The organism is Kastovskya adunca, from assembly GCF_059505785.1.
On record NZ_JCACLG010000023.1, the window covers coordinates 26,021 to 41,455 of the forward strand.

12 protein-coding genes and 1 tRNA gene are annotated in these 15,435 nt (G+C 49.7%); 7 read left to right on the plus strand and 6 right to left on the minus strand.

Going from position 1 to position 15,435, the window contains the following annotated elements; genetic code table 11:
* Positions 1-456: 456 nt before the first annotated feature.
* A complete protein-coding gene (locus tag AC5JR3_RS08535) occupies positions 457-1,686 on the minus strand; it encodes a methionine gamma-lyase family protein (RefSeq protein WP_495844933.1) in 1,230 nt (409 codons plus the stop codon).
* Positions 1,687-1,776: 90 nt separating this feature from the next.
* Here AC5JR3_RS08535 and AC5JR3_RS08540 point away from each other — a divergent pair, with 90 nt between their 5' ends.
* Positions 1,777-2,592 carry an acyl-CoA desaturase gene (locus tag AC5JR3_RS08540; protein WP_495844936.1) on the plus strand — a complete coding sequence of 272 codons (816 nt, stop codon included), beginning with the start codon at positions 1,777-1,779 and terminating at the stop codon, positions 2,590-2,592.
* A gap of 305 nt (positions 2,593-2,897) precedes the next feature.
* Here AC5JR3_RS08540 and AC5JR3_RS08545 read toward each other — a convergent pair whose 3' ends face one another.
* From AC5JR3_RS08545 to psbZ, 5 genes are all read right to left on the minus strand, one after another.
* On the minus strand, positions 2,898-4,166 hold the full coding sequence (locus tag AC5JR3_RS08545) for a glutamate-5-semialdehyde dehydrogenase (RefSeq protein WP_495844940.1): 1,269 nt from the start codon (positions 4,164-4,166) through the stop codon (positions 2,898-2,900).
* A 5-nt stretch (positions 4,167-4,171) separates the two neighbouring features.
* Complete coding sequence (locus AC5JR3_RS08550; protein WP_495844942.1) at positions 4,172-4,579, minus strand: hypothetical protein; 408 nt, start codon at positions 4,577-4,579, stop codon at positions 4,172-4,174.
* Positions 4,580-4,930: 351 nt separating this feature from the next.
* A tRNA-Gly gene (locus AC5JR3_RS08555) sits at positions 4,931-5,002 on the minus strand.
* Positions 5,003-5,093: 91 nt separating this feature from the next.
* Positions 5,094-5,699 carry a 6,7-dimethyl-8-ribityllumazine synthase gene (gene ribH, locus AC5JR3_RS08560; RefSeq protein WP_495844945.1) on the minus strand — a complete coding sequence of 202 codons (606 nt, stop codon included), beginning with the start codon at positions 5,697-5,699 and terminating at the stop codon, positions 5,094-5,096.
* A gap of 47 nt (positions 5,700-5,746) precedes the next feature.
* On the minus strand, positions 5,747-5,935 hold the full coding sequence (psbZ, locus tag AC5JR3_RS08565; RefSeq protein ID WP_495844946.1) for a photosystem II reaction center protein PsbZ: 189 nt from the start codon (positions 5,933-5,935) through the stop codon (positions 5,747-5,749).
* A gap of 403 nt (positions 5,936-6,338) precedes the next feature.
* Between psbZ and AC5JR3_RS08570 the strand changes: the two genes are divergently transcribed.
* The 6 genes from AC5JR3_RS08570 to AC5JR3_RS08595 all read left to right on the plus strand — a co-directional run bounded on the left by AC5JR3_RS08570 (position 6,339) and on the right by AC5JR3_RS08595 (position 15,423).
* Complete coding sequence (locus AC5JR3_RS08570) at positions 6,339-9,149, plus strand: CBS domain-containing protein (RefSeq protein ID WP_495844948.1); 2,811 nt, start codon at positions 6,339-6,341, stop codon at positions 9,147-9,149.
* Positions 9,150-9,306: 157 nt separating this feature from the next.
* The gene (locus tag AC5JR3_RS08575) at positions 9,307-10,707 is read left to right on the plus strand and encodes a serine/threonine protein kinase (protein ID WP_495844950.1); all 1,401 of its coding nucleotides are present in this window, start codon (positions 9,307-9,309) and stop codon (positions 10,705-10,707) included.
* Between the two features lie 110 nt (positions 10,708-10,817).
* Positions 10,818-11,138, plus strand: coding sequence for a DUF6825 family protein (locus tag AC5JR3_RS08580; RefSeq protein ID WP_495844951.1), 321 nt, complete (start codon positions 10,818-10,820; stop codon positions 11,136-11,138).
* 210 nt (positions 11,139-11,348) lie between these two features.
* A complete protein-coding gene (locus AC5JR3_RS08585; RefSeq protein ID WP_495844993.1) occupies positions 11,349-13,052 on the plus strand; it encodes an ABC1 kinase family protein in 1,704 nt (567 codons plus the stop codon).
* Between the two features lie 35 nt (positions 13,053-13,087).
* Positions 13,088-13,813, plus strand: a complete 726-nt coding sequence (locus AC5JR3_RS08590; RefSeq protein ID WP_495844953.1) for a Stp1/IreP family PP2C-type Ser/Thr phosphatase — start codon at positions 13,088-13,090, stop codon at positions 13,811-13,813.
* Positions 13,814-14,283: 470 nt separating this feature from the next.
* Positions 14,284-15,423 (plus strand): sensor histidine kinase, encoded by a 1,140-nt coding sequence (locus AC5JR3_RS08595; protein ID WP_495844955.1) that lies wholly within the window; start codon positions 14,284-14,286, stop codon positions 15,421-15,423.
* Positions 15,424-15,435 lie beyond the last annotated feature (12 nt).

Consider the following 15,435-nt stretch of genomic DNA (forward strand, 5'->3'; position numbering starts at 1 on the left):
CTTATCTTAATCCCTATCAGGGATTGAAACATCGCTTGAGTGATCCGACTCTCAACAGTGGGGTCAGGTTTTAAAGCCTCTTAATCCCTATCAGGGATTGAAACTTGATTCCTGTCCAGGTCTTCACGCCAAACAGACGTTTTAAAACCTCTTAATCCCTATCAGGGATTGAAACACAGGTACGAAACTTAAGCTCCCCCTTCCCTGCGATGGCTACCGTGTATACATAACTGGTTCTTTTTGATGCAAATTTCGTTCAAACCCCCTAAATCCCCCTTGTTAAGGGGGACTTTGAATCTAGTTCCCTCTTACAAGGGGACTTAAATCCAGTTCCCCCCTTGATTAAGGGGGGTTAGGGGGGTAAGAAATAGCCAAAAGCTTGATTTTAAGCTTGTGTATACACCGGAGCCTGCGATGGAAAGGGGCTGAGGGGTTAACGTCTTAAAACCCACCTACTCACGCCGAACCCACCGCCTCAATCGCTGCTTCTAACGCGATCGCTACATGCGTCCAGTGCGTTCCTCCCTGACAAAACGCAATGTAAGGCTCCCTCAAAGGGCCATCCGCCGAAAACTCCGAAGTACTACCATCAATAAACGTACCCCCTGCCATCACTAGCTGACTCTCGTATCCCGGCATAGCCGCAGGTACAGGATCGAGGTAAGAACCGACAGGCGAATACTGCTGAATGACACGACAAAAGGCAATTAGCTTTTCCGGCGAACCAAACTGAATCGCTTGAATCACATCACGGCGCGGTGCCATCGGTTCCGGATTCACCGGATAACCCAACTGCTGAAAGACATATCCCGTTAGGTGGTTGCCCTTCATCGCTTCACCCACCATCTGCGGTGCGAGAAATAACCCTTGGAACAAAAGGCGATTTTGATCAAAAGTCGCCCCGCCAGCACTGCCAATTCCCGGTGCAGTTAACCGACAGCAAGCCGCTTCCACCAAATCCGCCCGACCTGCCACATAACCCCCCGCCGTCACAATCGTTCCCCCAGGGTTTTTAATCAACGAACCCGCAATTAAATCCGCACCCACAGCAGGGGGTTCCTGGGTTTCGATAAACTCGCCGTAGCAGTTATCCACAAAACAAACCGTATCCGGGTTTTGTTGCTTCACCAACCGCACAATTTTTTCGATATCCGCAATCGACAGACTAGAACGCCAAGAGTAGCCGCAGGAACGCTGAATCAAAACCAAGCGAGTCTGGGGTCTCACAGCATGTTCTAACCCTTGCCAATCAACGTTTCCTTCCTTAGCTAGAGAAAGCTGGCGGTAATCAATGCCAAGATCATATAGCGATCCCTGCTTAGACCCCCGTAACCCGATCACTTCCTCTAAAGTGTCGTAGGGGGAACCTACAACAGCGAGCATTTCGTCTCCTGGACGCAGGACTCCGAACAAAGCACAGGCGATCGCATGGGTGCCGGAAACAAACTGTACTCGTACAGCCGCTGCTTCTGCCCCCATGACCTGGGCGAAAACTCGATCCAGAGTTTCACGTCCTAGATCGTCGTGTCCATATCCCGTCACTCCAGCAAAGTGATGCACGCCCACGCGATAATGCCGAAAGGAATTGAGCACTTTTTCGAGATTTTGCTTGACCTTGGTGTCAATTTTAGAAAAAATCGGAAACAGTGCTTTTTCTGCGGTTTGTAGTTGTTCAGAACTGTTCATTGTTACCTTTATCTGCGACTTAGATGCGCGGATTTCGGAGTCCCGCAGAAGATCGCTCTCTATGTTTAATGTCGCATTTCAGGTTACTGCATGACGATTGCAACCTCAACTCAAGTTCGTTTAAATTGGCCTACTGTCATCTTCCTAGCGCTGGTTCATGTAGGAGCTTTCTTTGCCCTATTACCCAGCAACTTTAGCTGGTCAGCCATTGGGGTAGTTCTATTTCTTCACTGGATAACAGGAGGCTTAGGTATTACCCTCGGATGGCATCGTTTAGTAACCCACCGAAGTTTTGAGACTCCCAAGTGGTTGGAGTACTTTCTCGTTTTCTGTGGCGCACTTTCCTGTGAAGGTGGAGTCATCCATTGGGTAGGATTGCACCGCATCCATCACTTACATTCTGATACAGAACCCGATCCCCATGACTCCAACAAGGGCTTCTGGTGGAGTCACATGGGCTGGATGCTTTACGAAATTCCTGCCCAAGCGGATATTGAGCGTTTTACCAAAGATATCGCCGACGATCCAGTCTATCGGTTTCTACAAAGCTACTTTATTCCCCTCCAAGTTGCCTTAGGTCTGTTGCTTTACTTAATAGGCGGCTGGTCTTTCGTCGTTTGGGGTATTTTTGTCCGCCTAGTACTAGTGTTTCACTGCACTTGGTTCGTCAACAGTGCCACCCACAAATTTGGTTATCGGACTTACGAGTCTAATGACAAATCAAAAAATTGCTGGTGGGTTGCCCTCGTTACTTACGGGGAAGGCTGGCACAACAACCACCACGCCTACCAGTATTCTGCACGCCATGGTATGCAATGGTGGGAAATTGACCCCACTTGGATGACTATCCGGTTTTTACAAATCCTTGGTTTAGCCGAAAAAGTAAAGCTGGTTGAAAAAACTTAAATGTGGTAAATTTGAACCATCTTGACCCTCACTGCCGTAAGCGAAAACCAAGCTAGAAGGTACAGGTTGCAAGAGAAAGTTTGGGTCTTGGGAACCAGGACTCCTGCCCTTGGAGGGAATGTAAGACCAAAGGAACTACGGAGTTCTAGCGGCTATTCCCGATGAATTGGGAAGCCCACACTGTACCGAAGGTCAGTGTGTGGTAGTTCACGAATCTGTTATTGATTTTTAGTTAGCAGTAGGGTGGGACAATGCCCACCTTACTTTTCAAAGCTTCCCTAGCCTCAATAGACAGCAGATAACGCCTAAAACTGCCCGTTCCCCTGAACGATTTGTTTTAGCGTGGTTAGGGTTTCTAAACCGATCAAACCCCGGCGATAACCTTTTTGGTTCGACATTCCGAGAAAGATCGAGTCGCCCCGTTTAGGGTTGCGCGAAAATCTCGGTGAGGAATTGATGTAAACCGAAGCACTGTCAACACCTAAGGCAAATTGGCGACTTTCTTGATAGGACTCAGTGACTAAGCAGTTGGCATGACCGCTGCTGTACTGGTTCATCCAGGCGATCGCTTCTTCCAGACTATGAACGGTTTTAAAAGCGACAACCTTATCGAGATAAGACTGGTTCCACTCAGCATCTGCCGTTGGCAATAGTTGCTCCGGAAATTCCGCCACCAGTTCCGCATCCCCCCGCAGTTGGAAGCCCTTGTCCTTGAGGCTGTTCCACAACATCACCAGAGAGGAAGGCTTGGTAGTGCGGCTAATTAAGACTTTTTCAATGGCGTTGACTGGATCAGGTTCGCTGGCATGACTATCCAAAATCACCCAACGCGCCAGCTCCAAGTTGCCCGGAGCCGACCAATAGAGGTAGCAGTTTCCAATTGCCGTTTTGAGAATCGGTGCGGTGGAAATTTGCATCACCTGCTGTACCAAGCTAGGACGCCCGTAGGGAATCACCAAATTGAGATAGCGGTCTTGGGTAACTAAGTCGTGGATAGAAGCCCCTTGGTCTGACGGTAGCAGCTCCAGACAACCAGAGGGCAACCCGACTTCATCAAGAGCCATCTGTAGGGCATTGGCAATCACCTGGTTAGACTGGCTTGCCTCACTACCACCGCGAAGAATCAAGCTATTGCCTGTTTTAATTGACAATCCGGCGGCGATCGCTCCCAGTTCCGGAAATGCCTCATAAATGAGCGCAATCACGCCTAGGGGCATCAACTGGCTGTAGGTTTGGGAGTGATCCAGTTGATGGTCAGAGTTCATCACCCGCCGGATCGGGTCAGATAAGTCACCCAGTCGCTGCAACATCCCAATGGTGGTTTGCAGCCGTTCTGGGGTCAGCTTTAGCCACTCCAGAATTAACTCTGGCACCGCCATCTCGCGGCTGGCTTCCAGATCGAGGGTATTAGCCTCCAAAATGTCATCAAAGGCATCCCGCAGCGCCATCGCCATCGCATAAACACCCCGGCTGCGATCGACTCCCCTCGTCGTTGCCATGACCAGAGATGCCTGATAAGCACGTTCAAGGGCAGTCATTACATTCGGAGCAGGATGATGTAAGTCAGTATCCATTAGTGTTAACGCCGATAAGCCAGCCAAACCATCATGGCTGGTAGTACCGCCAGCAGCACGGCTAGCAATGCCCAGAAGATGATGTTCGGGCCCGTGGGCGATCGCAATGCTAGCGGTAGCCAGACAATCAGCAATACTAAAACAATCCCCAATGCCACAGGTAGGTAGCTTTCCCCAATGTTTGCATGGGCAGTGTTCCAGCGATGTCCTGTCCAACGCCAAGTTTTCTTGTAGGGATAGCTCGTAGAAAGCTGCTCAATCACATAGCCACTCTCGTCAACGACAAAGATTTGCTGACAGCGATTGCAGCCAAATGCTTCTGTCAGTGTAATGGGTACTAAACAACCCCGACGCCGACAAGGGCAAGGGTACTCATTATTTAAGTCAATCTTCTGAGCTTTCTGGGAGGGCACAGGTGCTATTTCAACAGGAAGAGACTGCAAGTAAACATAATCTCAGACCTTCCCGCCAGAATCTTTGTCAATCACGCTTTCTTAGTGGAGACGAAAGCTCGCTGCCACGCCGAACAGAAAAAGACTTTTATTTTGGCAAGGAACGGTCAACTCTAATTCAATCATCTTAGCGTAAACTGCTCGCTGCTAAATCTTTAACCAGATCAACGGCGAGAGCTTTCCTTTCAGTTGCTTTACCTAAGAGTGAACTGGAATTGCTCAAGTTTTCTAGAGGAGTTGACGTCCAGGACGAATGGTAACGGTAGCGAACCCTTTTCTGACTCGCCTTAATTTAGCTTGTAGTTTTTCTGAAGCGGGTAACGCGATTCGAACGCGCGACATTCACCTTGGCAAGGTGACGCTCTACCACTGAGCTATACCCGCAAAACGTATTAACTATATTCTCAGTTTTTTTCAATTCTGTCAACTAGGTTTTTAATAGAGCCACTGATGCCATCTTCAGCAGCTCTATTAATTAAGAGTTTTCAGACTCTTTATACTCAGTCGCTGCATCGGAAGCCATCATCCGATTTGACGCCACTGGTAGCGCCTGGGTGGCGACGCTAGCCTCGTTGCGATCGCTATAAGCAGAAGCTGAACCCAGCTCTTTGACTTGTTTCATCAAACTCGCCATTTCCAGGGCATTCATGGCGTAGTTCCAGCCATTGTTAGTTTTGATACCAGCCCGTTCTAAGGCTTGCTGCATTGTGTCTACAGTCAAGATGCCAAAAATTACCGGGACACCCGTTTGAAAACCCGCCGCCGCAATTCCCTTAGAAACTTCAGCCGCAACATAATCAAAATGGGGAGTTTGACCCCGAATAACTGCCCCCAGGCAAATCACAGCATCATAACGATGGGTGAGTGCTAGTTGACGCGCCATCAGCGGAATCTCAAAACTACCCGGCACCCAGACGTAGTCTACTTGTGTCCCGTGGGGATCGACATTGATACCGTGGCGTTGCAGACAGTCTTGACAACCTGCCAAGAGCTTGTCAACGACTAAGTCATTGAACCGAGCAATGACAAATGCAAAGCGCAGAGGCGTCGATGATGTGAACGTTCCCTCAAAAACTGCCATGAATTTCTTTAAACCATGAGAATTGTTGCTTGAATGACCAACTCTCGCTACACCACTGCAAAGTTCAATGCTCCGACTAAGAGAACCAGTGCTATCCAAGCACCAGACCCCAAGACGATCAATCGCTTAGACCGATCCCAGTTTTGCGGGGAGGCGTAGGCAACAGGAACACTGACAATCAAGACGAAAGACAAGACGACCAGAGCCGTGAGTGCTAATTGAAAGATGATAGACATTTGTGATTCTCTCCCAAGACAGAGGACTGGATGGAAACCATTCAGTCCAAACTCGACTGATATTAAAATCCTTCCTGACTAGTAAGCTACCAAAAATTGACACGCTCTTAATCTTTTTTTTAGTCATTAGTCAGGAATTTGTTAGTCGGTGAGTCCTGAGTCCTGAGTCCTGAGCAGGAGAGAAAGTAGGAAAGGTGAAGTATGAAGTATGAAGGGTGAAGGGTGAAGGGTGAAGTATGAAGTATGAAATAGGCGATTGGAGTAATGGCTAATCGTCATCGATTTTTCTCTCCCCCGCACCCCTGCACCCCTGCACCCCCGCTCCCCCGCTCCCCTGCCCCCCATCCCGCGCTAAGGTTTAATTACGGGCAGTTTGGGGTAAAGGTTGCCATAGGCAAGAGTAATGGATGTAATTTTGTGTCATACAACAGCGGACTTCGACACCTTGGGTGCGGCGATTGGGTTAACTCGCCTCCGGAGTGGGGCGAGAGTTGTGCTGACAGGGGGCGCTCATCCGACAGTGCGGGATTTTCTGGCGTTGCACCGCGATGAGTATCCCTTGATTGAGCGTCGCTCTGTGCGTTCTGAAGAAATTCGCTCGTTAATTGTGGTGGATACCCAGTCCCGCGATCGCATTGGCAAAGCAGCAGAATGGGTAGATCTACCTAATCTTAAATCTCTAGAAATCTACGACCACCACTTAGATATCCAATCGGATATCCCCGCTACCCACATTCAGATTGAACCTGTAGGCGCGACAACAACGCTGATTGTAGAGCAGTTACAGCAAAACTCTATCCAGCTCACCACAGCAGAATCAACCGTTATGGCGCTGGGAATTCATGTTGATACAGGTTCCCTTACCTACGAACAAACCACCCCCCGCGATGCCTTAGCACTGGCATGGTTGATGACACAAGGCGCTAAACTGCGCTTGATTTTTGAGTATGTTGACCCAGGATTATCCCCTCAGCTACAGTCTCTGCTAACCGAGGCATTGAAGAACCTACAAACCGAAACTCACCAAGGATACACCCTTTCCTGGGTGATCTTGAAAACAGCCCATCATGTACCCGGACTCTCTAGCTTGGCATCACAGTTGATGGAGATTACAGAAAGTGATGCCTTGCTCCTAGCAGCGGAGTATGGAGGAGGCGCGGGGGAGCAGGGGAGCAGGGGAGCGGGGGAGCAACAAACTTACGACTCGAACTCAGGACTCAGAACTCAGGACTCAGGACTCAGGACTCAAAAACCGACTCAGGACTCCTCAAAACTTGCCATCATTGGGCGATCGCGAATTGATGGCACTAACCTCAATGAACTGTTCCAGGAACTGGGGGGCGGGGGACATTCCCAGGCGGCGTCAGCTACGCTGCGCTCGGTGAAGGCTCAGGAGGTTTTAGAACAGCTCATCCCCCAACTCAAGGAGCAAATTCCTCAGGTAACGGTAGCGCGAGAACTCATGTCCTCACCCGTTCGCACGATTCGCCCAGACACCACCATTGGAGAAGCCCAGCGGATTTTGTTGCGCTACGGGCATTCCGGGCTTTCGGTTGTGGACAAGGAAGACAAATTAGTTGGGGTGATTTCTCGGCGCGACATCGATTTGGCGCTGCATCACGGATTTAGTCATGCGCCTGTCAAAGGCTACATGACAACACAGCTTCATACGATTACCCCGGAAACGCCGCTGCCAGAAATTGAGTCGCTGATGGTGACTTACGATATTGGACGATTGCCCGTGCTGGAGGATGGACAGCTTGTGGGCATTGTCACCCGTACCGATGTTTTGCGACAACTGCACCAGCAGTCGCAACCGGAGGGGAAGACAAGCCTCAGCCATTCAACGACCCGCCTCACCCGAACCTCAATTCGAGAGGAGTTACAAAAGCGCCTTACTCCTAGGCTTTGGGATTTTCTGAGCACCGCAGCCCAAGCCGCTCAAGAGCGCGGCTGGCATCTCTATCTCGTCGGTGGAGCCGTGCGGGATTTACTGCTTGCTGCTCCGGATGATGCCTTGCAGTTACAAGATATCGACATGGTGGTCGATGGTTTTCATCGTGCTGCCGATGTTGGTGCAGGCGTTGCACTCGCTCAAGCGTTGCAGGAGAGTTATCCTAATGCCCGTTTGGAAGTCCACGGAGAATTTCAAACCGCCGCTCTTCTTTGGCACAAAGACCCCGTCCTAGGTTCCTTGTGGGTGGATATTGCTACGGCGCGGACTGAGTTTTATCCTTATCCCGCCGCGAATCCGGAAGTGGAAGCTAGCTCAATTCGCCAAGACCTTTATCGGCGAGACTTCACAATTAACGCCCTTGCCGTAAGGTTAACAGCACCGCGTAGTGGGGAGTTGCTAGATTTTTTTGGTGGTTTGAGCGATTTGCGATCGCGTCGAATTCGCGTCCTCCATGCCAACAGTTTCATTGAAGACCCCACCCGGATTTATCGAGCGGTGCGCTTCGCTGTGCGGCTGGGCTTCCAAATCGATCCCCAAAGCGCCGCCTCCATCCACTACGCGATTGAGAGTGGGGTATATGAGCGATCGCTTTCCACAAATAGCAAAGCCCCCGCCTTACAAACACGACTGAAAGCAGAACTCAAATACCTCCTGCAAGCTCCCTACTGGGTATCAGCCTTACAATTACTCGGCTCCTTAAACGCCCTCAAATGCCTCCATCCCGCCTTGCAACTCGACAAGCAGTTATGGTGGCAGGTGCGTTTAGTTGACCGTTGGTTACGCCGCTTTGACTCAAACCAAACCTTGATTCACTGGCAAATGCGCCTAGAAGTCCTGATCGCTCACCTCGCTCCCGAATATCGAGCTGTCGTTGCCAATCAGCTTCAACTTCCCGCTGACAGTATTGAGCGGCTAGAACATCTGGCAGAGGATCGAGCCTTAGTTATACAGGAGCTGCCACAATGCGAACATCCCAGCCAGGGTTTTGAGCTTCTGCGAGCCTACAAATTACCGAGCCTGGTACTGATAGCGGTGCAAAGTCCCCGCAGCGTGCGGCGGCAAATTTGGCAGTATCTAACTGGCTGGTCGCAGGTGCAAGCTCCCTTGAATGGTAATGACCTCAAAGCATTGGGCTATAAACCGGGGCGGGAATTTCGGTTAATGTTGGACAGGCTCTTAGCCGCTACCTTAGATGGGGAGGTGAGCGATCGCACGGAGGCAGAAACCTTTTTAGCGGAACATTTTCCTTTAGGTTAAACTCAGGTGTTTTAGTTAAGGAGAACCGCTTTTCGTTCTCAAGATAGTTGTTCAGAAGAACTTAAACTACCAGTATTTTAGGAAAGAATGCTACCTGAAAGCTCAAGATTATCACTCTCGGCTGTAGCATAAGTGAGAATATCGGTAACAATTCTTTATGCAATCAAAGGTAATTCCTACTCCTTCCCTGCAAGACGCGATGAGAACGGAGAACGCTCTACAAGAGACAAGCCTGATTGACACCGTCTTAAAAAACGGAAAATACGTCCTTGATGCCCTTTTGGGACAAGGTACTTTTGGAATTACCTACCGCGCCACCGACACCGAATCCGGCAGCACGGTGGTACTCAAAACCCTGGCAGACAGCCTCCAAAACCACCCAGAGTTTCACCAATTCCAGCGGCAATTTTTGGCAGACGCCCAACGCCTTGCAAATTGCCAGCATCCCCATCTCGTACAGGTACTAGACTCCTTTGAAGAGGCGGGATGTCCCTATCTGGTGATGGAATACATTCCCGGACAGACATTAGCGGAGTTGGTGGCATCTAGTTCCCCTCTACCTAAATCCCAGGTTGTTGAATACATTCGTCAAGTTGGCGCGGCGTTGACTACTCTCCATAAGGCGGGATTACTTCACCGCGATGTTAAGCCAGAAAATATTATTCAGCGTCAAGACACAGAGGCTGTTGTCCTGACTGACGTAGGGATAACTTGCGCGTGGACGCCGGGAATTAGACAGACTCATGCCAATTTCCTCTCCGCCGGATACGCCTCTTTAGAACAATCCTTGCCGGACGGAAAAAGTACAACCGCCACGGATGTTTACGCCTTGGCTGCAACTTGCTACTTTTTACTCACCGGACAAGCGCCGATTGCTGCTCCTCTCCGGGAGCATATCCCCCTGACAGATTTGCAGCAGTATCACCCCGATATCAGCCCCGCCGTAGAAGCAGCGCTTTGGTGGGGACTAGAAATTTTATCAAAAGATCGTCCGCAATCGGTCGAAGATTGGCTTTTGCATTTCCCTCTGAATGAGCAGCCAGAGGTAACAGAGGATATCAGCATCACACAGGGAGATCTTCCTCAAGTAGCAGCGGAGGAGAAAGAGGATTTACAAGCCAGCTTCGCGGTTCTTCCTTCCCAAAGTCTAACCCTGCCAACTATTGGGCAGCCGGAAGCGGAGGAGATGGAATTGCAAGCCAGCCTAGCGATTGTTCGTCCTAATCGCGTCAGTCTGCCTAGCTTCCCTGAATACCCCAAAGTTCCTGAGAACCTAGAATCGAGCAAGAGCGATCGCCCCTTAACGACGACGACTGTTTCCCCCACCATCGCACCCGCCCCAACTCCTCTCCAGCGGCGATCTCGCTTTCCCAAGCCCAAGTTTCCCCTCAAGGCACTAATGATGACAGGAGCGATCGCCGCTTCTGCTGGCATTGGGTTCGGCTTTGCCCTACGCATTAACAGCCCTGATGAACCCGGTTCAACCCTCTTGCATACGGAGCAATCCTTTCCTCCTCGCCGTGATTGGCCCGTCTCGGAACCGCTGACCATTCCTTAACCAAGATTGGTACTTTTATCACTGGCAAACCTTCAGCAACTAAGGAAGTTCAAGGCGTATCGGGAGTAAGCAAGCTATAATTTTCTTGCGGATGTTGAAGCAAATTTTCTATGAATAATTCTTTAATTCATGCCTTTTTTGTAGGCAGAGCAGTAGCAGAAACGCTCAACGAACAGCTAGAAGATGCCCTCACCAATGCCCTCAGTGAGCTGGGTAAATTTGATGCCGAGCAACGGGAACGACTCCGGCAATTTACTGAAACCGTGATGGAACGAGCCGAACGCGAAGCGGAAACGGCAGTGCGGGGACGCACCACAACAGCGATCGTGCCTGTGGGTTCGATTGACCTGCAAGTCACCATTGACGAACTCAGAGCTGAGATTGCTCGCCTACGCGCCGAGCTACAAACCTACCGCAATTCGTCAGTCTAGAAAAGGTTTCGCTTTGGGGTTGCTGAGTGAGTTTTTAGGGAGTGGTTGATAACACCGATCTCTGTTGTCATCTCCCATGAGACGTAGCGCTCTAAAACTCCTCAAACTCATTGTTTAACACAACCATTTTTTGCAAAAAACAAGCTAGGAAACTGCGTGTCTGCCTTCTCCAAGGACTCTGCCAAACTTAAGCCACTTTCAGAATACTCCGTGTCTCGCCAGCGTCTTGGGGGCAAGGCATTTTCGGATAAATCCTATCGATGGAATCGCGAAAACTACTCGCGTTTTCGCCGCTTTATCGACATCTGGTCATTTTTTATCGCTTTACTAACGGGTTTATGGCTTGACGCTAAGCCTTGGAGCTATTCAGGCGGTGTTACCGAGGAAAAAAAAGCAGTTAGACGTAGATCCCAGGCTATTTGGATTCGCGAGACGTTTTTGGATTTGGGCCCGACTTTCATCAAAGTTGGGCAATTATTTTCCACTCGTGCGGATCTATTCCCTCCGGAATACGTTGAAGAACTTGCCAAACTACAAGACCGCGTTCCTGCCTTTAGCTACGAGCAGGTAGAAGCGATCATCCAAAAGGATTTGGGCAAGCCCGTTTCCCAACTTTTTCTCGGTTTTGACCTGATTCCCTTAGCCGCCGCCAGCCTAGGGCAAGTCCACAAAGCCCAGCTTCATAGCGGGGAAGAAGTCGCCGTCAAAGTCCAGCGTCCCGGCTTGCGGAAGTTGTTTACGATTGACCTGAAAATTCTTCGCGGCATTGCGGGTTACTTTCAAAATCATCCAAGTTGGGGGCGGGGTCGAGACTGGATTGGTATTTACGAAGAGTGCTGCCGCATTCTTTGGGAAGAAATCGACTACCTCAATGAAGGTAGTAATGCGGATACCTTTCGCCGCAATTTTCGCAGCGAAGACTGGGTTAAGGTGCCAAGGGTCTATTGGCGCTATACGTCACCCAGAGTGTTAACGCTAGAATATGCACCGGGAATTAAAATCAGCCACTACGAAGCCCTGGAAGCGGCGGGTTTAGACCGGAAGCTACTAGCTAACTTGGGAGCCAAAGCCTATCTCCAACAACTCCTGAATGACGGGTTTTTCCATGCCGACCCCCATCCCGGAAACATTGCCGTCAGCTCTGAAGGGGCACTGATTTTTTATGATTTCGGCATGATGGGACGGATTAAAACCAACGTCCGCGAGCAGCTGATGAAGACGCTGTTTGGTATTGCCCAAAAAGATGCTACCCAGGTTGTTACCTCCCTCATTGAGTTGGGCGCTCTTTCTCCGGTTGAGGATATGGGGCCCGTGCGGCGCTCGGTTCAGTACATGCTGGATCACTTTATGGATAAACCGTTTGAGGAGCAATCGGTCAGCGCGATTAGTGACGACCTCTATGAGATTGCCTACGGTCAACCGTTTCGTTTTCCAGCGACGTTCACCTTTGTGATGCGGGCATTTTCAACGTTGGAGGGGGTTGGCAAAGGCTTAGACCCAGAGTTTAATTTTATGGAGGTTGCAAAACCCTTTGCATTGCAGCTTATGACTAACGGCAACACCCCCGATAAAAATACGTTTTTGAATGAGCTAGGACGTCAAGCCGCTCAAGTGGGTAGTACCGCTTTGGGTTTACCGAGACGCATTGAGGATACGATAGATAAGTTGGAGCGAGGAGATTTGCGCGTTCGCGTGCGTTCTATCGAATCTGACCGACTACTGCGGCGTCTCAGTAACCTACAACTGGGAACAAACTATACTCTACTCATCAGTGCCTTTACCTTGTCGGCAACTATTCTTTTCGTCAATGGTAATGTGGGGCTGGCAGGGGTCGTTGTTTTGGTGGCAGTAGCGCTAGGATTTGTTCTGATTCGCCTGCTTAGACGCCTCGACCGCTTCGATCGGATGCTATAAATCTCGCTGATTTTTTGAATGGCAGTAAACGTTCTATGAAATGTTGCTTCACGGGTCTAACTGATCCGGGACTTGTCCGCCCTGTCAACCAAGATGATTACTACATCGACCCCAAAGGGCGCTTTTTTATTGTTGCCGATGGGATGGGTGGACATGCCGGAGGACAAGAGGCAAGCCAGCTTGCTACCGAAGCAATTCAGGAATATATAGAAGAGCATTGGCAGTCCCGAGAAACGCCTCAGTCGTTGTTGGAACAGGCGATTAATAAAGCCAATCAACGGATTTTAGAAGACCAACTTAATCACCCAGAACGTGCAGACATGGGCACAACGGCTGTGGTGGTGTTGCTCCGGAAAAATCAGTATTGGTGCGCTCATGTAGGCGATTCGCGGATTTATCGGCTACGGGGCGATCGCTTAGAGCAACTGACAGAAGACCACACCTGGGTCGCACGAGCGATGAAAGCGGGGGAGATTACTCCTGAACAAGCCCGAACGCACCCTTGGCGTCATGTACTGTCTCAGTGTTTGGGACGCCAAGATTTGCGCCGCATTGATATCCAACCGATCGATTTGCAACCCGGCGATCGCATACTTTTATGTAGTGATGGGTTAACAGAAGAACTGTCTGATCCGTTAATCGCTTCCTACCTACAATCGGATACTGCAGGCGAGCAAATCGCTGAGGCTCTCATTAAAGCAGCAAAGGAAAAGGAGGGCAAAGACAACATCACTGTAGTGATTGTGGAAATGAAGAAATGACCCAGAATCACGTTAAACAAAGGTCTATTGGGTAAATTTCTCTCAAGCAGCGGAAATTTAAAAATGAGTATTCAAAGAGACAAGGAAGAACTTTTAGTGATGTTCATCTCTCCCTAGTCTCCTCCTCATTTTTAAGCCAGATAGGCTCCCCTGAAGGTTTCCACAGATTGGAAAACTCCCCCTTGACTCATGACTTAGTATCCCTAAGGGGATAGGCTAGCCATAAGATTAGGCACAACTGACACTACCCGTCGATTATTCAGAGCAATTGGTGTTTTTCGCGATTAACTAGCTGAATTCAAGAATTCTTCAGAGATAATCCCATTGGCTCGTCAACTATCTGTAGTAATAATCTTTCGCAGGGGTGAGGCATTTGGATGCAGCAACGGTAACAATGCTGAGGGGCCAATCAATTGCCGCACCAAAATCAACCTTAATAAAACCTCTTATTATTTTTAGTCTCCAGAAGCATGGATTTTTCGGGTCTGAATCAATCTTCTCAAACTGACCGCATTCTCGTTGTAGATGATTCTCCAGATAACTTATTTCTTGTCCAAACTATTCTGGAAGAAGAAGGATATGAAATCAATCTAGCAGAAGATGGTCGGTCTGCCCTGGCTCAAATCGAGCAGTCTCCACCGGAGCTGGTCTTACTCGATGTGATGATGCCAGAAATAGATGGTTTTGAAGTTACAAGGCATATCCGCAAACAAAAAAATTTGCCGTTTATTCCAATTTTGTTAATTACTGCCTACGACCAGCCCAGTGTTGTGCAGGGTCTGGATACGGGGGCGGACGACTTTATCCGCAAACCTGTAGAAGTTGATGAACTGCTTGCACGGGTGCGCTCGTTGTTGAGATTAAAGCATAGTGTCGATGAGCGGGATGCGATCGCCCGCCAGCGAGAAGACTTTGTTTCCCGTCTCACCCACGACCTGCGGACGCCTCTAGTAGCGGCTGACCGGATGTTGATGCTCTTCCAGCAGGGAGCCTTGGGAGACTTGTCTGAGCCAATGCAGGAAGCAATGACGACGATGGCGCGTAGCAACCGCAACTTGCTGGCGATGGTCAATACCTTACTGGAGGTATATCGCTACGAAGCGGGTCGCAAGAACTTATGCTTCTCGTCTGTAGACCTAATGGAAGTGGTGGCGGAAGTGGTTGAAGAACTCTACCCCCTCGCCCAGGAAAAAGGATTGGCGTTGAACTACAAACCCGATCCAGAGGTCAACAGTAAAGTCATGGGCGATCGCCTAGAACTATACCGCACCTTTACCAATTTGGTTGGGAATGCCATTAAGTTCACCGATAAAGGCAATGTTGATGTGCGCTTACGTAACATCTGTGATCCCCATAATCCTGACATTACTTGGGTCATCATCGAAGTGGAAGATACAGGGCCGGGAATCTCCCCCGAAGACCAGGCAATGCTATTTGAGCGCTTTCGCCAGGGAAGCCACAAACGCTCTGGTAGTGGCTTAGGGTTGCATCTCTCGCGACGGATCGCTACGGCTCACCAAGGCACCCTTGAGGTTAAGTCAGAGTTAGATCATGGCAGCTTATTTATTGTGCAACTGCCTGCTCAACAAAAAGTCGCGGCTAAGGGCTAGCGTGGGTAAACT